The sequence below is a fragment of the Priestia sp. YIM B13552 genome, from assembly GCF_042787775.1.
Classification (GTDB): domain Bacteria; phylum Bacillota; class Bacilli; order Bacillales; family Bacillaceae_H; genus Priestia; species Priestia megaterium_E.
On record NZ_JBHZOU010000006.1, the window covers coordinates 257,823 to 276,381 of the forward strand.

General features: G+C 38.8%; 22 protein-coding genes and 2 riboswitches. Of the genes, 12 read left to right on the forward strand and 10 right to left on the reverse strand.

Annotated elements, in window-relative coordinates; all coding sequences use genetic code 11:
• Positions 1-6: 6 nt before the first annotated feature.
• The 5 genes from kdpB to ACFX40_RS22465 all read right to left on the reverse strand — a co-directional run bounded on the left by kdpB (position 7) and on the right by ACFX40_RS22465 (position 5,976).
• The gene (gene kdpB / locus ACFX40_RS22445) at positions 7-2,082 is read right to left on the reverse strand and encodes a potassium-transporting ATPase subunit KdpB (RefSeq protein ID WP_098332036.1); all 2,076 of its coding nucleotides are present in this window, start codon (positions 2,080-2,082) and stop codon (positions 7-9) included.
• Positions 2,083-2,103: 21 nt separating this feature from the next.
• Positions 2,104-3,765 carry a potassium-transporting ATPase subunit KdpA gene (gene kdpA, locus ACFX40_RS22450; RefSeq protein WP_176526453.1) on the reverse strand — a complete coding sequence of 554 codons (1,662 nt, stop codon included), beginning with the start codon at positions 3,763-3,765 and terminating at the stop codon, positions 2,104-2,106.
• Positions 3,766-3,789: 24 nt separating this feature from the next.
• Positions 3,790-3,876 carry a K(+)-transporting ATPase subunit F gene (gene kdpF / locus ACFX40_RS22455; protein ID WP_080754503.1) on the reverse strand — a complete coding sequence of 29 codons (87 nt, stop codon included), beginning with the start codon at positions 3,874-3,876 and terminating at the stop codon, positions 3,790-3,792.
• Positions 3,877-4,240: 364 nt separating this feature from the next.
• Positions 4,241-4,383, reverse strand: a riboswitch (cyclic di-AMP (ydaO/yuaA leader).
• 15 nt (positions 4,384-4,398) lie between these two features.
• Positions 4,399-4,536 carry a hypothetical protein gene (locus tag ACFX40_RS22460; RefSeq protein WP_155920457.1) on the reverse strand — a complete coding sequence of 46 codons (138 nt, stop codon included), beginning with the start codon at positions 4,534-4,536 and terminating at the stop codon, positions 4,399-4,401.
• Between the two features lie 72 nt (positions 4,537-4,608).
• Positions 4,609-4,751: riboswitch (cyclic di-AMP (ydaO/yuaA leader) on the reverse strand.
• Between the two features lie 157 nt (positions 4,752-4,908).
• Complete coding sequence (locus tag ACFX40_RS22465; RefSeq protein WP_013057726.1) at positions 4,909-5,976, reverse strand: undecaprenyldiphospho-muramoylpentapeptide beta-N-acetylglucosaminyltransferase; 1,068 nt, start codon at positions 5,974-5,976, stop codon at positions 4,909-4,911.
• Between the two features lie 177 nt (positions 5,977-6,153).
• Between ACFX40_RS22465 and ACFX40_RS22470 the strand changes: the two genes are divergently transcribed.
• A complete protein-coding gene (locus tag ACFX40_RS22470) occupies positions 6,154-6,489 on the forward strand; it encodes a CHY zinc finger protein (RefSeq protein ID WP_377256379.1) in 336 nt (111 codons plus the stop codon).
• A 19-nt stretch (positions 6,490-6,508) separates the two neighbouring features.
• On the opposite strand, the gene ACFX40_RS22475 is transcribed toward ACFX40_RS22470, so the two are convergent.
• Positions 6,509-6,823 carry an ArsR/SmtB family transcription factor gene (locus ACFX40_RS22475; protein WP_013083811.1) on the reverse strand — a complete coding sequence of 105 codons (315 nt, stop codon included), beginning with the start codon at positions 6,821-6,823 and terminating at the stop codon, positions 6,509-6,511.
• Positions 6,824-7,027: 204 nt separating this feature from the next.
• On the opposite strand from ACFX40_RS22475, the gene ACFX40_RS22480 reads away from it, so the two are divergent.
• From ACFX40_RS22480 to ACFX40_RS22495, 4 genes are all read left to right on the forward strand, one after another.
• The gene (locus tag ACFX40_RS22480; protein ID WP_013057729.1) at positions 7,028-7,312 is read left to right on the forward strand and encodes a putative quinol monooxygenase; all 285 of its coding nucleotides are present in this window, start codon (positions 7,028-7,030) and stop codon (positions 7,310-7,312) included.
• Between the two features lie 29 nt (positions 7,313-7,341).
• Complete coding sequence (locus tag ACFX40_RS22485) at positions 7,342-8,079, forward strand: NADPH-dependent oxidoreductase (RefSeq protein ID WP_377256382.1); 738 nt, start codon at positions 7,342-7,344, stop codon at positions 8,077-8,079.
• 92 nt (positions 8,080-8,171) lie between these two features.
• Complete coding sequence (locus ACFX40_RS22490; protein ID WP_028409168.1) at positions 8,172-8,609, forward strand: hypothetical protein; 438 nt, start codon at positions 8,172-8,174, stop codon at positions 8,607-8,609.
• Between the two features lie 115 nt (positions 8,610-8,724).
• Positions 8,725-9,405: a DUF4397 domain-containing protein gene (locus ACFX40_RS22495; protein WP_377256385.1), complete on the forward strand. Its 681-nt coding sequence runs from the start codon at positions 8,725-8,727 to the stop codon at positions 9,403-9,405.
• A 35-nt stretch (positions 9,406-9,440) separates the two neighbouring features.
• Here ACFX40_RS22495 and ACFX40_RS22500 read toward each other — a convergent pair whose 3' ends face one another.
• Entirely contained in the window at positions 9,441-9,974 is a 534-nt protein-coding gene (locus ACFX40_RS22500; RefSeq protein ID WP_028409170.1) for a GrpB family protein, read from the reverse strand.
• 560 nt (positions 9,975-10,534) lie between these two features.
• Between ACFX40_RS22500 and ACFX40_RS22505 the strand changes: the two genes are divergently transcribed.
• Complete coding sequence (locus ACFX40_RS22505) at positions 10,535-12,286, forward strand: N-acetylmuramoyl-L-alanine amidase family protein (RefSeq protein ID WP_377256388.1); 1,752 nt, start codon at positions 10,535-10,537, stop codon at positions 12,284-12,286.
• Positions 12,287-12,315: 29 nt separating this feature from the next.
• Here the strand turns inward: ACFX40_RS22505 and rpsN are convergent, their stop codons facing one another.
• Positions 12,316-12,585: a 30S ribosomal protein S14 gene (gene rpsN, locus ACFX40_RS22510; protein ID WP_013083817.1), complete on the reverse strand. Its 270-nt coding sequence runs from the start codon at positions 12,583-12,585 to the stop codon at positions 12,316-12,318.
• A gap of 413 nt (positions 12,586-12,998) precedes the next feature.
• On the opposite strand from rpsN, the gene ACFX40_RS22515 reads away from it, so the two are divergent.
• From ACFX40_RS22515 to ACFX40_RS22525, 3 genes are all read left to right on the forward strand, one after another.
• Positions 12,999-13,274, forward strand: coding sequence for an AbrB/MazE/SpoVT family DNA-binding domain-containing protein (locus ACFX40_RS22515; protein ID WP_013057736.1), 276 nt, complete (start codon positions 12,999-13,001; stop codon positions 13,272-13,274).
• 120 nt (positions 13,275-13,394) lie between these two features.
• The gene (locus tag ACFX40_RS22520; protein ID WP_353749613.1) at positions 13,395-13,856 is read left to right on the forward strand and encodes a DinB family protein; all 462 of its coding nucleotides are present in this window, start codon (positions 13,395-13,397) and stop codon (positions 13,854-13,856) included.
• Positions 13,857-14,044: 188 nt separating this feature from the next.
• Complete coding sequence (locus tag ACFX40_RS22525; protein ID WP_045293281.1) at positions 14,045-14,812, forward strand: class I SAM-dependent methyltransferase; 768 nt, start codon at positions 14,045-14,047, stop codon at positions 14,810-14,812.
• A gap of 15 nt (positions 14,813-14,827) precedes the next feature.
• Here the strand turns inward: ACFX40_RS22525 and ACFX40_RS22530 are convergent, their stop codons facing one another.
• Positions 14,828-15,508 (reverse strand): FHA domain-containing protein, encoded by a 681-nt coding sequence (locus tag ACFX40_RS22530; protein WP_050689859.1) that lies wholly within the window; start codon positions 15,506-15,508, stop codon positions 14,828-14,830.
• 288 nt (positions 15,509-15,796) lie between these two features.
• On the opposite strand from ACFX40_RS22530, the gene ACFX40_RS22535 reads away from it, so the two are divergent.
• On the forward strand, positions 15,797-15,961 hold the full coding sequence (locus ACFX40_RS22535; RefSeq protein WP_155727968.1) for a hypothetical protein: 165 nt from the start codon (positions 15,797-15,799) through the stop codon (positions 15,959-15,961).
• 58 nt (positions 15,962-16,019) lie between these two features.
• Here the strand turns inward: ACFX40_RS22535 and cobT are convergent, their stop codons facing one another.
• Positions 16,020-17,057, reverse strand: coding sequence for a nicotinate-nucleotide--dimethylbenzimidazole phosphoribosyltransferase (cobT, locus tag ACFX40_RS22540; protein WP_028409174.1), 1,038 nt, complete (start codon positions 17,055-17,057; stop codon positions 16,020-16,022).
• 162 nt (positions 17,058-17,219) lie between these two features.
• Here cobT and ACFX40_RS22545 point away from each other — a divergent pair, with 162 nt between their 5' ends.
• Both ACFX40_RS22545 and ACFX40_RS22550 read left to right on the forward strand, forming a co-directional pair.
• Positions 17,220-18,086, forward strand: coding sequence for a YitT family protein (locus ACFX40_RS22545; protein WP_013057742.1), 867 nt, complete (start codon positions 17,220-17,222; stop codon positions 18,084-18,086).
• A gap of 66 nt (positions 18,087-18,152) precedes the next feature.
• Positions 18,153-18,509: a hypothetical protein gene (locus ACFX40_RS22550; protein WP_028409175.1), complete on the forward strand. Its 357-nt coding sequence runs from the start codon at positions 18,153-18,155 to the stop codon at positions 18,507-18,509.
• Positions 18,510-18,559 lie beyond the last annotated feature (50 nt).

Genomic DNA, 18,559 nt, shown 5'->3' on the forward strand with positions numbered 1-18,559 from the left:
TCTCCTCTACATTACAAATGAAAGTAGTAAGTCAATTGCTTTAATCCCAATGAATGGAACCAACACCCCGCCTAACCCGTAAATGAACAAATTTTTTCGCAATAGGGCGTTAGAACTCATCGGCTTATACGCAATTCCCTTCATGGCTAAGGGAATTAACAGCGGGATAATGACCGCATTAAAAATAAGCGCTGACAATACGGCAGATAGAGGTGAATTCAGCTTCATTACGTTAAGAGCCTCCATTTGCGGAATCGCCAAGGTAAACATCGCTGGAATAATGGCAAAATATTTCGCAATATCGTTTGCGATACTGAATGTAGTTAAGGCACCCCTTGTCATTAATAGCTGTTTTCCAATCGAAACGACTTCAATGATTTTTGTGGGATCGGAATCCAAGTCCACCATATTTGCTGCTTCTTTAGCAGCTGAGGTTCCGCTGTTCATTGCTAAGCCAACATCAGCTTGAGCAAGTGCAGGGGCATCGTTTGTCCCGTCACCTGTCATGGCAACTAACTTTCCCTGCTGCTGTTCGTATTTAATCACTTGAATCTTGTCTTCTGGCTTGCATTCCGCAATAAATTCATCTACTCCCGCTTCTTTTGCAATGGTTGCTGCGGTTAGCGGATTATCTCCTGTACACATGACTGTTTTAATACCCATTTTACGAAGTTCCTCAAAACGTTCTTTCATTCCTGGTTTTACCGTGTCTTTTAAATAAATCAAGCCGTAAATTTTATCATCAGCGGCGACGGCAAGCGGCGTGCCACCAGCTCCTGCAATTTCGTTTGCTTTTTGCTGCAAATCAGAGGGAACCATCCCGCCATTTGACTCTACCCATGCCGTGACGGCGTCCACTGCCCCTTTTCGTACAGATACATTCTGTAAGTCAATGCCGCTCATTCGCGTTTCAGCTTTGAATTCAACAAACGTCCCTTCGGTTTTTTTAAGATCTTCTACTCCCATGCGGTTTTGAATAAAATCAACAACTGAGCGTCCTTCTGGTGTTTCGTCATAAAGAGAAGAAACAAACGCCCATTTGTAAAGTTCACGTTCGTCTGTGCCTTCTACAGTCGTTAATTGATGAGCCATTCGGTTTCCAAACGTAATGGTGCCGGTTTTATCTAAAATGATTGTGTTAATGTCACCAGCTGCTTCTACTGCTTTTCCTGACATAGCGATCACGTTAAACTGCGTAACTCGGTCCATCCCAGCAATTCCAATGGCCGATAATAATCCTCCAATTGTCGTAGGAATGAGGCAAACGAGCAGTGAAATTAAAATAGCCGTGTCCAGTTGAAAATGTAAGTAGTTTGTAAATACAGGAAGCGTCACAACAACTAGTAAGAAAATAATCGTCAAACTTGTTAAAACCGTATTTAGCGCAATTTCATTTGGCGTTTTTTGACGCTCTGCTCCTTCAACAAGCGAAATCATTTTATCTAAAAATGATTCACCTTGCTCACACGTAATTTTAACTGTAATTTCATCGCTGACAACTCTTGTACCTCCAGTTACAGAGTTAAAGTCCCCGCCTGCTTCTTTCAAAACAGGTGCCGATTCACCGGTAATGGCCGATTCATCAACAGATGCCAGTCCTTTAATGATTTCTCCATCTCCAGGAATCATTTCGCCTTGTGAAACGACGACGATATCTCCTTTTTTTAGTTGCGATGCCGAAACTTGTATCATTTGCCCGTTTTGAAGTTTATTAGCTGTAATATCACCTTTCGATTGCTTTAATGAGTTTGCCTGTGCTTTTCCTCGACCTTCTGCTAATGCCTCTGCAAAATTAGCAAAAACAATTGTGAAAAATAACACGAGAGATACGGCAATATTAAAGCCTGCGCTTACTGTACTTTCTCCGAAAAGATCTGGAACAACAGCTAAAAAAAGCGTAATAACAAACCCGATTTCTACTACGAACATGATAGGGTTTTTTATCATCGTTCTTGGACTTAGCTTGATAAAAGCCTGCTTTACTGATTGAATAAAAATCGATGAAGTTTGTTTATCTACAGCACCTTGAATGTGACTGTTACGATCCAATTCAAGATTATTCGTAAAATTCCGTTTATTCATTATAATCCTCCGCTTTCTTGATTACAGTGTCAAATACTCAGCAACCGGCCCAAGTACAAGCACTGGGAAAAACGTAAGTGCCCCTACAATAACGGTAGTTCCAATTAAAATGCCGCTAAATAAAGACGTATCCGTTTTAAATGTCCCAGGTGTTTCAGGAACAAGCTGCTTAGATGCTAGTGAGCTCGATACCGCCAGCATCGTAATTAGTCCGAAGTAGCGTCCAATATACATAACAATTCCCGTAGAAATGTTCCAAAACGGAGTTGCGTCACCGAGTCCTTCAAAACCAGAGCCATTGTTTGCTGCTGATGATGTAAATTCATACAGTGCCTGGCTTAACCCGTGAAAGCCTGGGTTTGATATACCTTCTATTCCTAAATGAGTAGTTAGCGCTACGGCTGTTCCTCCTAAAATTAGCAGCGGCTGCAGAATAAGCGTCACGGCGATGAGCTTCATTTCTTTTCCTTCAATTTTTTTACCTACGTATTCTGGTGTTCTTCCAACCATTAAACCTGATAAAAATACGGCGATGATGACGTACATCATGACATTCATAAATCCTGCTCCGACACCGCCAAATACGGTATTTAACATCATATTTCCAAGCGTTAACAACCCGGTAAGAGGTGTAAGGGTATCGTGCATGGTGTTGACCGCACCTGTTTCACTTGCTGTCGTCACGATGGCGTAAAGAGTCGACATACCGACACCAAAACGAACTTCTTTGCCTTCCATATAACCGCTCGCTTCATTTAGATGAAAAGCATCAAGTCTTGGATTGCCGCCCCACTCTGTTACAAACGCTGTGCTTAAAATAACGATAAACAGCATACTCATCGCTACAAACAAGATGCGGCCTTGCTTACGCTGTCCGATCATTTTTCCGTACGTAAAAGGAAGTGCTGTTGGCAATAAAAGCATAAGGACAATTTGTAATACATTGCTCAACGCGTTAGGATTTTCAAATGGATGGGCTGAATTAACACCAAAAAATCCCCCTCCGTTGTTGCCTAGCTCTTTAATTGAAAGAAAAGAAGCAACTGGTCCCCTTGCTATTTGCTGTGTTGCCCCTTCTAATGTATGGGCAGTCACCGTTCCGCTTAACGTTTGAGGGACACCTGAAATCATAAATAAAATGCCGGTTATAAAAGCGATAGGAAGTAAAACACGCGTAATTGATTTCACAAAATCAACAAAAAAGTTTCCTATTTCCTTCCCTGCCAACCCACGAATAAACGCGATTGCTACTGCAAGTGCCGTTGCTGGTGCAGCAAACATCATAAATACAACGGCTGCCATCTGCGAGAAATAGGACAAACCTGATTCACCGCTGTAATGCTGCAAGTTCGTATTTGTCATAAAACTAATGGCCGTGTTAAAAGCAAGGGCCGGATCCATTCCTTTGATGTGGCTTGGGTTAAGCGGCAGTACCCCTTGAAACCGGAAGATAAGATACACCACAAAAATCATAAACGTATTCGCCAAAACGAGAGCAATTGCATATTGCTTCCACGTCTGATTATGCCCTTTAATTCCTGCCGCTTTAAACATCACCGATTCTATCTTTCCTACCAAGCTAGTGTTTTTATCGTTTGAAAACACATTCGCTATATAAATACCTACGGGCTTTGCAATAAGCGCTACAAAAACAAGCAGTAGCGCAACTGATAGTAGAAAAATCCCCACGTTTTATTCCTCCGCTTATTAAAATTGTTCTGGATTTAACAGTACATATACTAAATAAATTAAAACGAGAACTGAAATACCTAGCAAAATGAACGACACGTTCACTTCTCCTCTCTTTCGTCTACTACACGAGACGACCAGCAAATAATTCCGTACATAGCAGCTGTTAATATGACAAGCGTTCCCAGCATGATTATATCCAAGTTGCTCCCTCCTAACTGTTTCTTACCACCAATGATTAAGCGTAGTGACTGTTACCGTGCGTAAAGCATCACGCCCAAGTGAGCTAGCAGCGAAAGGTTATCTTTGATTATTCCTAACGTATTGTTGATCTCGTTTTAAAAGCCCTACTATATCCTCTTTACGGTGCAGACATAAGCTGCTCTCCTATTTTTCCATAAAAAAACCGCAGAAGAGAGTCCTCTTCCGCGGTTTAATGCACGACAAATAAGCCGTGATCGACACGAATTTTTTCACTCCCAAAACGCTTACGGAGTTAGCTGTCGGATTCGGGTTATGGAAGTAACCCTACTCAGTTAAGAGATTCACCCCTAGTACATACGTACAAAATATTGGGTCCCCCGCTCATAATTGATTAAGCGTATATTTGTTATTTAATTTTTAGACTTAATTATGGTTTTTACTGCTGCGTTTAATACTTTGATTAGCTAACATAGACAAATAGCGGTTTGCTAGATCAAAAGATTGCTGATCACATATTGCACGATATTCAATCATTTGAATCATTTGCTTAGATAAATGCATGTTAACGCTCCTTTCGCCTATATTTTGAAAGGAACGCGCTATCCGCTTTTATAGAAAACGGCCACGATTACACCATCCTCTCTCTTAACGCTTACGAAGTTAGCTGACGGGTTCGGGTCAAGAAAGTAACCCTACTCAATTATGAGATTCACCCCTAGTAATTGGGTCCTCCGCTCTTTCCCTCTCTTTCAGGAAAGACTCAGCGTTTCACTGTGGAACGTTTCATGAGAGTAATCTTACTCCTGTTAAAATTTACTGTCAACAACATTTTTTGAAATTTTAAAAGCTTTATTTTTTGCTATTTATTCATTATTTTAAAATAATAGATTCAAAGAAAAAAGCGTTCTTATCTCCTCGATAAGAACGCTTTTTTTAGCTCATTTTCTCAATTTCATTTACAAGAATTGAAATGGCATCCGTTTTTGTTGCTTCACGCATTGTACGCTTCATCGTACTTGCCTGCTGCTGAAGCTCATTTACTTCACGCAAAAACACTTCTTTTGTTAACTGTTCTTCTTCCACAACCATACAGTAGCCTTTTTTCTTAAAGGACTGTGCATTTAAAATTTGATCTCCTCGGCTTTGTGCTTTTGACAAAGGAATAATCATCATCGGTTTATGAAGGGCTAAAAACTCAAAGATAGCATTTGATCCGCCGCGTGTAATCACATAATCAGTCGCCGCTAGAACATCTGGAAGCTGTTCATTTACATATTCTAACTGACGGTAGCCCGACTCTTTTTCAAGGCTTGTATCAACATTGCCTTTTCCGCACAGGTGTACAATTTGAAATTTCTTTTGCAGTTCAGGCAAGGACTCTCGAACAATCTCATTGATGCGACGTGCTCCTAAACTTCCGCCCATAATGGTTAAAATTGGGCGCTTATCATAAAAGCGAAGCCAGCTTTCCCCGTTCGCTGCGCTTCCGCTAAATAATTCTTTTCGAATAGGTGAACCAACAACCTGCACTTTTTCTTTTGGAAAATAGTTTGCCGCTTCATCAAAAGAAGTGAAAATTTTAGTGGCAAATTTCTGCGCAATTTTATTTGCCAGTCCCGGTGTTAAATCACTTTCATGAATGAACACGGGAATGTTTAGCGATTTAGCAGCCATTACAACAGGGACTGTGACAAAACCGCCTTTTGAAAACACAAGAGAAGGCTTTAACTTTTTCAGCACGCGACGTGCATCGCCAACTCCTTTTGCTACTCGAAATACATCTTTTACATTTTCCATATCTACGTATCGACGCAGCTTCCCGCTTGAAATCGCATGATATGGAACGTTTAATTTTGTAATTAATTCTTTCTCAATACCATTGTGAGAACCGACATAATGGATATCCCATTTTTCACTGTCTAATTCTTTCATAATGGCAATGTTTGGTGTTACGTGTCCAGCTGTTCCGCCTCCGGTAAAAACGATAACTTGCTTACTCATTTTTTCTTCCTCTCTTTACTTCACTTAATGGATCTGTTTTGACATCAATTTTTATCTGATCTTTTTAGCATGCAATCTGACATGTAAAACGATGGTTTTATTATAGCATTTTTCTTTTTACATATGTATGATAAGGCGTATAAAAGCATGCTATACTTTTCATAGGGAGTGATGATAATGAACAAATCTGCACCTATAGTAAAAGGTGATACGGTGGATTCCGAAACGCGCTGCATGCACTACCGTACGGATAAAGATATTATTGCAATAAAATTTTATTGCTGTAATACATATTATCCATGCTATCAATGTCATAACGGACATGCTGATCATGATATTAAAAGGTGGCCAAAAGCTATGTTTAATGAAAAAGCTATTCTTTGCGGAGTATGTAAACATGAGCTATCCATTCATGAATATTTAACTTGTAACTCGACTTGCCCTCACTGTCGTTCTCCTTTTAATCCCGGATGCAGCCTGCATGGACACATTTATTTTGAACAAAAAAGCTGAACAAAACATTGTTCAGCTTTTAAAATAACTGCTCATCTATATTTATAATGGAAGGAAGCAGACCTGGGAACAATTCCTCAAGTTCTTCTAAACGCAAGGAATAATAGTGCTGCGTACCTTCTATACGTAGTTTGATAATTCCAGCTTCGCGAAGTACTTTAATATGATGTGATAGCGTTGATTTTGATACATTTAATTTTTGATAATACGAACAGGTCTGCTCCTTTCTTGTCGCTAAACACTGTACAATTCGCAGCCGGTTAGGATCACTCAACGCATGTAAAATAGGCGTTAATTTAATTTCAGATTTCGGTGGTTGATAAGGTTTTCTCATGCTTAAAATATAACACAGCTTCTTTTGTGTATCAATGTTCGATAACTTCCGAACTAAATTCCTTGCACTGTTATTTAATCGGTGTTATAGTTTCATTGTTCGATGATATTCGAACTTATCTTCATTTTAATCATAAATTGAATGAAAGATTAAAAACAAAACAAATAATATAAAGCACCATCATTATTAAAGGAGGAATCACCCATGATTCATTTACAAGCTTCAATGAAAGTTAACCCAGCAAAAAGAGAAGAATTTTTAGAAAACGTACAAGAACTAATTAAGCATTCTTTACAAGAAGAAGGAAACAGCAACTATCAACTATTTGAAGATGCTTTTACACCTAACACATTTATGATGATTGAAGAGTGGAAAAGCGAAGAAGCAATTCAAGCACACAATAAATCAGCTCACTTCCAAAGTTTTGTAGCATTTGCTCAAACTGGCGTACTTGTAGCACCTTTAGATGTAAAAACATTACAAGGTTAATCATAACTTTTTTGAAAGGATGACGCATCATGAATGAAGCAATTCGTACAATTCAAGATCATCGTTCTATCCGTCAGTATACAGACGAAGCAGTAAGTGATGAGCATTTAGATACGATTATTCAATCTGCTCAGTCAGCCGCTTCTTCTATTAATGGACAGCAAGTGACTATTATTAGCGTCCAAGATAAAGAAAAGAAGAAAAAACTTTCGGAGCTTGCCGGCAACCAAGCGTGGATCGACCAAGCTCCTCTATTTTTAATCTTTTGTGCAGATTTTAACCGTGCTAAGATTGCAGCTGAACTTAACGATGCCCCTCTTGGCGTAACCGATGGGCTTGAATCAATCTTAGTCGGAGCAACTGATGCTGGAATTTCTTTAGAAGCCGCAACAGTTGCAGCAGAATCACTCGGTTTAGGTACAGTCCCAATCGGAGGAATTCGCAGAAAGCCGCTAGAAGTCATTGAACTGCTCGATTTACCGGAATACGTATTCCCAGTAAGCGGTCTTGTGGTTGGACATCCGGCAGATCATTCTGCGAAAAAAACTCGATTGCCACAAGCTGCTGTGCACCATCGTGAAAGCTATAATCACGACTTAAAGCCATTGATTCAAGACTATGATGCTGAAATGGCAGAGTATATGAAAAAGAGAACAAACGGTGCTGATGACCGCAACTGGTCACAAACTGTATCAGCTATTTATAAAACCATTTATTACCCAGAAGTTCGAGCTATGCTTGAAAAACAAGGATTTAAATTCGAATAACCAAAAGCTGCGATGAACATCGCAGCTTTTTTATCTACTTTAACAGCATGCTGAATAGACTAAAAGTAATACTCAATAAATGAGGTGTTGATATGGAGTTTATTTTAATTTGTAATTTTCTTTTAAGCGCAACCGCAGCGTTTTTATTGGTGCCGGCTTTTACAAAAAAGCACACTCTTCACGTGACTTTACTTTCTCTCCTTTTCCTCCTTTCAATTATTCCGACTTTTCTTCTCGCTAATCCACATATCGGCGTTTTACCTTGGGCTATTCGAGACGCTCTTCTATTGTTCGCTGCTTTCCTTTTCTTTTGTTTAACCTTCACTTTAAACAAATGGAAAACGCTTTTGTTTTTTCTTCTATTTTTACTGTCGATTGCTCCTCTTTCTTACGTCGTATATGATGACTTCACGCATACGTATATAGATGCCAATATTGGGCTTGGCCTAGGCTTTTTACTGACATGGCTCTTAACAGCTCTGTACAATATTTTGGCTATTCTTCGATTTTTTCGTCAGAAATCTCAGTAAACACATCAAAAATTAACAAACAAACGAATAGTTGATTTTATTTAGTATACGCTAACAACTGCACAGTCCTTCTCTTTACATAAAGCTGTGTATACTAAAAAAGGAGTGATACTTGATGAAACGACTATTCGTAATGGCAGCAGTGATTGCCTTCTTGGCGCTTAGCCGCATGTTAGTATTTGCCGCTGAAACACCTCCTGCTGCAAATGAGCGAACAGCTCAAAATGCAGAAGTTCGCATCGTTCATGCTTCACCGGATGCTCCGGCTGTAGACATTTTTGTGGATGACAAAGCTTTAGTAGAAGGAGCAAAGTTTAAAGATGTCGCCAACTCTTTGCCTTTGGCAGCCGGTTCTCATAAAGTAGAAGTATACGAAGCGAAGACAAAAGGAACAAAAGATTCCATCATCGAAGCTACCCTTGTTGTAGACGGTGGAAAATCGTATACAGTGGCCGCTGTAAATAAAGCAGAAAACCTTGAACTGCAGGCTTTCACGAATAATAAGCAAGGAATGGATGGAAAAGCAAGCTTACGTGTTGCTCATTTATCTCCTGATGCTCCTGCGGTAAACGTAGGTCCTAAAGGTGCTGCTCCTTTATTTAAAGATCTGTCTTTTAAAAGCATTTCAGGTTATCAAGTAGTAAATCCGGGTTCGTATGATCTATCTGTTTCCACGGCAGATGGAAAAGAAATACTAAGTCTTCCTGGAACAAATCTTCAAAGTGGTAAAAACTATACGGTTCTCGCAGTAAATACTGCTGACAAGCTTGAGACCATTGTTTTACAAGATAATTAATTAAAAAAACGTCATTTCAATTGAAATGACGTTTTTTATAGACTGCGCTGAATGAATTCCTCTTTTTTGTACTCATAGGTAGAAATATCGTTCCACAGTCGTTTTGAAAGCTCGTATTTCATACCTTCATATTTTTTTCTAGCACGTTCGTTCGAGCGTAACTGCTCCCTGAAATTAATTCGTTCGTTCCAGTAAGGTGATTCACTGACCGTTACGTATACATGACTTCTTCTCGCATCATGTGGAATGAGCTTACGTGCATTTTTAGCTGTCATAATTGGAGGGTAGTGTGCAGCTGGAACGCCTTCTTTTAATAAGACAAACATCTCTTTTTCTGCTACATATACGTGAGATTTATTTTTTAATATAGCGCGCACTTCATTTATATCTTCTTCGCGTTTGACTCCGATTAAAATATCAACGATTGGTGAACCAGCCAATCCTGGAACGGACGTGCTTCCAATATGTTCGATGTCTACTGAAAAATCTCTTAGTGTATTAAGCAACGCTTCTTTTTCCATTTGATACAAAAGCGACCACTTTGTTTCATACTGAACAATCTTTCGCATATCAGTTTCCACCCTTTCACTTTTTTATACTGTACCATGTTTTAAAGTAAAAAGAAAGAATTTTCTAACTATTTACTTTTGGTTTGCGCTACGAGCTTTATACCCCTCCAGACAGGCTTTGTATTATTTTATATATTTTTGTTATTTTTATTCTAAATGTTTCATAATTGTGGATGTTTCCTCCTCCAAAAGATAGATACGCTTTTATTTTCTATCTCTCCTCTATCATATTCACACTCAGCTGTTTTATACTATTTTACGTTCTTACTAGTAGAAGACACATCCTCAAAATGTAGATGAACAAAGGATTAAAGGTCTTTAATATCGCTAAATTCCACCTTTAATATAATTATATTTTACATTAATGTAAAATTTTATCGGCAAAGATGGCAGATAGTTCAAATTCATTATACAATTGAATTTCGACATATAGTATGATGGATAATATCGGTATTATGAGATAATAGTAGATTTAACTCAAAATTTTGGACTATTTGCCGATATATGATTTGTATACCAATAACCTTATGTTGAAATTTGTAATTTGCAAGGAGGAAAAAATGAATAAAAAACATGTCATGTACACAGCCGTTTCTTCTGTTCTTTTAAGCTCTTCATTGCTTTTGCATTCAATTGATGCAGATGCAGCTGAATCGGCTAAAGTAACTGCTACATCGTTAAATGTACGTGCAACGCCTAGTACAAGCGGTGCTATCGTTGGAAAAATAACGAAGGGAAACACCGTTGATATAGTAGATGAAAGCAAAGGATGGGCTAAAATTACCTATAACGGTAAAGAAGCTTGGATTTCATCTCAATACATAAATAAAACGCAAACAAACAGTACGTCTACCGCAAATTCGACATCGAAGTCAGCGGTCGTTAATGCGAGCTCATTAAACGTTCGCTCTTCTGCAAGCACAAGCGCATCCATCGTGACAAACTTACCGAGCAATTCAAAAGTAACGGTGGTAAAAGAAAGCGGATCGTGGTCGCAGATTAAAACGGCAAGCGGTCAAACGGGCTGGGTGGCAAGTCAGTACTTAAAAGCAGACTCTGGTTCTTCTGCGCCAGCTAAAGATTCTAGCTCTACAACATCGAAGTCAGCGGTCGTTAATGCGAGCTCATTAAACGTTCGCTCTTCTGCAAGCACAAGCGCGTCCATCGTGACGAACTTACCGCGCAATTCGAAAGTAACCGTGGTAAAAGAAAGCGGGTCTTGGTCCCAGATTAAAACGGCAAGCGGTCAAACGGGCTGGGTAGCAAGTCAGTACCTACAAGTAGGCTCTGGCTCCTCTGCGCCGACTAATGACTCTGGTTCTACGTCAACCAAGCCAGCGGTCGTTAACGCCAGTTCATTAAACGTTCGTTCTTCTGCAAGCACAAGTGCGTCCATCGTGACGAACTTACCGCGCAATGCAAAAGTAACCGTGTTAAAAGAAAGCGGATCCTGGTCCCAGATTAAAACAGCAAGCGGCAAAACAGGCTGGGTGGCAAGTCAATACTTACAAACAGGTTCTGGACAGTCTTCACAAACAGCCCAGTCGATTCAAATTACAAAAGCTTCAAATTTACGCAGTCAGCCGAGCTTAAATGCGGGAATCATTCGCGTAGCAAAAGCAGGTGAAAGATTCAAAAAAGTAAACGAAACGAATGACTGGGTGCAAATTCAGTACTCTGCCAGTCAAACAGCATGGGTATCAAAAGGGTTAACAGCTGCGGCTGATTCTACAACTTCAGCTAGTTTGCCTTCCTCATCTGCTGCTTTAAAAGATAAAATTATTGTAGTAGACGCTGGGCACGGCGGATATGATCCTGGCACTTCAGGCAAGTCATCGATTGAGAAAAATTTAGCGTTAACAACAGCAAAACTTGTGGCAAGCCGCTTAGCTAATGCTGGAGCAAATGTATTTATGACGCGTTCAAACGATACTTTTATTTCACTAAGCGGACGAGTGAACGTTAGTGAAGCAAAGCATGCAGATGCATTTATCAGCATTCACTATAACGCGTCTACTTCATCGTCTGCAAACGGCATCGCATCATTTTATTACAGTGAATCCAAAGATAAAGAATTAGCAAAATACATTCAAGAAAGCATGGCTGAAAACGCGCCTTCTATGAAGGATATGGGGGTTCGTTTTGGAGATTATTATGTTACTCGAGAAAACAACCAGCGGGCTGTACTTCTTGAATTAGGCTTTTTATCAAATGCTCACGATGAGCAAATTGTTTCTTCTAACGCGTATCAGCAGCAAATATCTACAGGTATTTACCAGGGAATTGCTCGATATTTTGCAGCTAATAAATAATAAAAGCCCTCATTATGAGGGCTTTTATACTACCAGCTTGCTTTTTTAACACCTGGAATTTGTCCTTTGTAGGCTAATTCCCTAAACGCGATGCGTGACATTTCAAATTTTCTAAGGTAGCCTCTCGGACGACCGGTAACGCGGCAGCGATTATTTAAGCGCGTTGGCGAAGAATCTCTAGGCAATTTTTTTAACGCTTCGTAATCTCCTTTTTCCTTCAGCTCTTGGCGCAATTGCGCATACTTCGCTACCATCTCTTGACGCTTTTGTTCTTTTACAACTTTTGATTTTTTAGCCAAACTCTTTGTCATCCTTTCGTTTTATTACTTTTTTATTTGAAATACGTAATCATTACGATTTAATTATTTTGAGCAAGTTACTTTTTTAATTTAATCATATTCTCTTCATTCTTTCAACTTGTTTGCTTCCACACTTACATGTAGCCTAACTCTAGGCTGCTGCATAAACATAAATAAAATTGTATGTCAAATGTAATTAATTCCTTCATCTCCTATATCATACAAAGAGCCCTATATATTCCATATTGTAGGAGGATTTGTATTTACAGATAATATTTCAATAATATTACAGTTCATTTACATATTAATAACTTCGACAAATTTAGCGGTTATCTAGTATATAATCATCTTAGAAATTCCAAAAATAATATTTTGCGTACTCAATAAAATATAAAAGTAAAGGTGATTAAAAAATGAAATCGACTGGTATTGTAAGAAAAGTAGATGATTTAGGTCGTATCGTAATTCCTAAAGAGTTAAGACGTGTTCTTGAAATAGATGTAAAAGATCCTGTTGAAATTTTTGTCGAAACAGATCGAATTATTTTAAAGAAATATGAGCCGAACGGTGCTTGTGCGATTACTGGCGAAGTATCTTCTGACAACGTAACAATTGCAGATGGCAAATTAACTTTAAGCCGCGAAGGTATGGAGTTATTGCTTGAAGAGTTAAAACAACGTAATTTCTAATATTAAGAAAAACAGCTGCTCATATGCAGCTGTTTTTCTTATTGATAAAGTTTTTTCTTCGCTTTCTGATTTTCAAATGCTATACTCAGAAGCGAATACATAATAAAGGAGCCTTTCATCATGACAGTTGAACAAATGAGTCATCACTTTTTAGCACATCGAAACGTAACTAATGAATTAATCAACAAAATTGAAGCAGGTCACTACGAATACAAGCCTGCCCCGACATCTATGTCCGCTTTTGACTTATCTACGCATATTTTAACATCCTTTTATGCATTTGCATCAGTGGTAAAATCCGGTGATTTATCTCCACTTGGTCAAAAAGCTGATTTTAGCGGTAAGTCATTATCGGACCTTGCAGCTGAATATACGAAAAAAACAGTAGACGTATTACGCTCACTTAGCGAAGATGATTTAAACAAGACCATTGACGCAACTGCAGCGTTTGGAAGAAAGCTTCCTGGAAGACAACTTTTACAAATGGCCATTGACCATGAAATTCATCATAAAGGAAATTTATACGTCTACGTACGTGAGATGGGTCATACAGATCTTCCTCTATTTGTTCAGTTCGGTTAATGGTTATAAAATAGTTCATGCTTATCAGCGCCCAAACTAGAAGTTTGGTGCGCTTTTTCTTTGGAGTTTTCGGCATAATAAGTAAGATATATGGTATAATTCTATCAATAACTTCATATCTACTATTCAAAGCTTGTTTCTTCTTATAAAACGATAGTCATCATCTTTTACAAAGGAGGAATCACTTCATGAGTCAAACTGTTAATCAACAAAAAATTGCTCAAGTGTATCATCTTCCGTTTGTTTCTTCATTTGGAGGAAGTGCTATGAACCTTCTTTCTCCTCAAGCTGGCGAACATATTTTAGATATTGGCTGTGGCACTGGCGAATTTATTTCGCAGCTCAATAAGCTTCATGTCCGTGCAACAGGCATCGATTGCTCTGAAAATATGATTGAACAAGCTCGTCATCAGTATCCAACTCTATCCTTTGAACAGGTAAATGCCCTTAACCTTCCTTATTACGAACAATTTGACGCAGTTTTTTCCAATGCAACTTTACACGACATCCGTCCTCCTCACCTTGTCATTAAAAACATTTACAATGCTTTAAAACCAAATGGCCGATTTGTAGCAGAATTTTGGGGAAAAGGAAACATGGACGAAATTTTCACAGAAATCATTCGTCAATTTAAAACGTTTGATATCCCTTATAACGATGTAGATTTCCCATGGTACTTTCCTTCTGTAGCTGAATATTCTTCTCTTTTGGAATCACAGAATTTTCAAGTCACCACGGCTATTCACTACAGCCGCCCCTTCTTGTTAAAAGGGGAAAACGGCTTGCGTAATTGGTTAGAAACAAATGCAGCCCCTCTTTTTGCTCACGTGACGACAGAAACTAAAAATGTCCTCATTACGCGCTTAGAAAATCGAATGCAAGATAAACTATTTCAAAACGGATCTTGGCTGGCAGAAGCTAAACATATACGTGTACATGCTGTAAAACGAGATTAAAAAATGGACGTGATTCTATTCACGTCCATTTTCGTTAAAGTGCAGCCAATATCCTTTTCCTCGAATCACTTCGATTTCTAAATATGTTCCTATTTTTTTGCGAACCCGGTAAATCAGCGCATTCAGCTCTTCTGCTGCTACTAGAATTTCTCCATTTGACTCTACTCGTTCAGGCCAAACGCTTTTTTTTAATGCTTCTTTTGAAACAAATTGATTGTTGTATTCTAGAAGATAAGCTAAGCACGCGTATTCTTTATCTGACAGAATATACGTTTCCTCTTTTACTTTTACTTTCTGCAAAATTGGATCTAATGTGTAAAATGGCTTATTTATTTGTTTTAGCAAAGGTCCTAAATCGAGGGTTGCATCCATATCATCATTTCTAAATACTAAAGCTGCCTCTTCATTTGCTAAGGTAATGACATCCTGCTCTTTCAATAAACGAGGGGTTCCAGGCTGTAACTCTTCTCCATTTACTTTTGTCCCGTGTTTACTAAACAAGTCTGTAATGAAAAAAGCATTGCTTTCGTACGTTACTTCAAAATGCTTGCGTGAAATGTAAGCACTTTGAAAGGCCAGATAAGGCTCCCATTCTTCACTGCTTCGTCCGATAATACAGGATTTATCTTTTGGAATAGGCACGGAAGCTCCTTCATAAAAAGGAGCACCGTTCCGAATAATCAACATACCGTTCATTGTTTGCTCACACTCTTTTTTAAAATTTTCTGACTCTTATCATGTAATTATAACACTCACATTTATTGAGATTTCTTCCAACTTTGGATAACATCATAGTATAGTCAGTTATATGATAAAGGTTGTTGCCATGTAAGTAAACCTTTAGAGCAGTCCTTTTCTAACTGGAAAAATACGTATTCTTTGCCCTGCTGTAACGGGGATACAATTTTTTTGTGAAATAATTTGATTTTTAGTAACTTTGACATATGTTCTCTCTTTTTAAAGCGGAGTAAAATAGGAAAATACGTGAAATATTTACATAATGGAGGAAGACCAATGGGACGTTTGCCAAAAGATAGAGAAATTCAAGCGATTAAACGACGCGTTGCACTGGTATTGTTAATTATTGGATCATTTATTTTAACAGGTGCTAGCTTTAGCATTTATTGGTTTATGATGTTAAAAATATAAGATTTTTTTATAAAATAAAGAAAAAAGACATGGTTTTGTTCCCATGTCTTTTTTAGGTTTATTCTTTCTCAGACACTCCCGCAGATTGAAACGTGGCCATATTGGCAATCATCAGTGAAGCCGAGTGCAGCAGCGGAAATGTAACAGCAGCTCCACTTCCCTCACCTAACCGAAGATTGAGGTTGAGGAGCGGTTTCTTGTCAAGAAGCTTCATTGCACATGCATGGCCTTGTTCAACAGATTCGTGACTAGCAAACATATAGTCTCTTGCTTGTGTATTGATTTCTGTCGCTAGAAGGGCTGCAACTGTACAAATAAAACCATCTACTAAAATAGGAATACGGTGAGCAGCTGCCGCCAGCATAGCGCCTGTCATCCCGGCAATTTCAAGACCCCCTATTTTACTGATAATATCAATCGGATCCTGAGGGTTGATGTGCCTGTTTTGCAGCGCTTCTTCAATCACGTTCACTTTGTGGCGCAGTTGTTCATCAGAAATCCCTGTGCCCATTCCTGCAAGCTTAGAGACTTTTTCTCCTGTCAATACAGCTAAAATAGCCGTGCTTGACGTAGTATTTCCGATGCCCATTTCTCCTACAATCAAACATTTGATTCCTTGGGCAATAAGCTCTTCAGCTTCTTCATATCCGACTTGAACAGCCAGTTCTGCCTCACTGCGCGTCATCGCGTCTTCTTTATAAAAACTTGCTGTACCTAGCTTCACTTTGCGTTGTACAAGGTTCTTATGGGAAAGGTCAGAAGCAATGCCGATGTCAATCAGTTTGAACTGGGCATCTATTTGCTGACTAAACACGTTAATAGCTGCTCCTCCCTGTAAAAAATTCAGCGCCATTTGTGCCGTTACGTCTTGTGGATAAGCTGAAACTCCTTCTTTTACAATTCCATGATCACCTGCAAAAACGAGGACTCCTGGCGGCGTGACCGTCGGAAAAACTTCCCCGGTCATGGCCGCTAATTCCACTGCTATTTCTTCGAGTCTGCCAAGGCTTCCTATCGGTTTGGTTAATGTATCAATATAGCGTGCCGCTTTTTCGCCAGCGCTTGTTTGAAGCGCTGGAATATATACGTTTATCATATGTACAGCTCCTTTATTTCAGCAAATGTCTACCGTTTAATTTAACAGGATTTTGTTTATTCTGGCTAGTCTTTTTTAAAGTAGATAATTGGATAGAGTTCCCAAGACTTAGTTATACTAGTAAGAGTTGCGTATAGGCAGTATTTTGAAAGGAAAGATTTTATGACAACGAAACAGCACAAAAAGGAAAAGGCAGGTCGGCTCATTTATCGCTACATTATGATGTTAATTGGGGCTTCCTTGGCTGCCGTTTCTATCGAATTATTTCTAGTCCCAAATTCCGTAATTGATGGCGGTATTATCGGTATTTCTCTAATTTTAGTGTACTTAACGAAATTGCCGTTCAGTCTTCTTATCATCATCTTTAATCTCCCTTTTTTATATAGTGGATACAAACAAATTGGTCGTAACTTTTGCTTTTCATCTATGTTTGCAGTCGTTGCTTTATCCATTGTAGAATCTCAATTGCACCATGTTCCAGCGGTAACATCTGAACCGCTTCTTGCTACTGTATTTGGCGGGCTGCTGTTGGGAGCAGGTGTAGGAACGGTCATTCGTCACGGCGGAGCATTAGACGGAACTGAGATTTTAGGTATTTTATTAACAAAAAAAATCCCGTTTTCTGTGGGCGAATTTGTGATGTTTTTAAATATCTTCATTTTTGCTTGGGCAGGGTTTGTGCTAGGTTGGGAACAGGCCATGTACTCAATTCTTACGTACTATATTGCTTCTAAAACAATCGATGCGATTATTCAAGGGCTTGATGAAACAAAAGCAGCTTTTATAGTTTCAAATCACTATGAAGAGCTATCAGACGCTATTACGCATCGTTTAGGCCGCGGCGTGACGAAACTGTATGGTAAAGGCGGATTTGAAGGTACAGAAAAAGAAGTCATATACGTAGTGGTGACGCGTTTAGAAATTACCAAGCTTAAAACCATTATTTCCGAAATAGATCCACATGCCTTTACAACCATTATGGATACCCAAGAAGCGCATGGCGGCAAATTCAAATCAGCCATCCACTAACTATACATAAGCGTGGATTTCTCTGAGCATGCTAATAGCTGACTACCCGTAAAGGAGCTCACCACAATGAAAGAACAAATGTCCAACTTATTTCACCAATTAAAACAGTCGGTTTCTGATGTATCTGATAAGTTATATGACAAAGTACATACGCTGCAATCATCACCAGGAGTGAGTGTGTTTGAACTGTACGAATGGATTAAAGAAAACCCCAGCACACGTGTACAAAAGCAAACGCTGCTCGGGATTTCGTACTCTTTCTATACACTCCACATAGACGGCGTTTTTTTCTATATGGAAACGAAATATGATTATTTACTTTACATGACTATTTATAGTCCAACACGTCATTATTTCACTTATCATTCTTACAGAGATTCTTTATCAACCGTGACTCCCTTGGCGTTTCCTATTACTAAATAATAAAAAGCTCCTCAATCGAGGAGCTTTCTTTATATGATTATCTTCCTTTT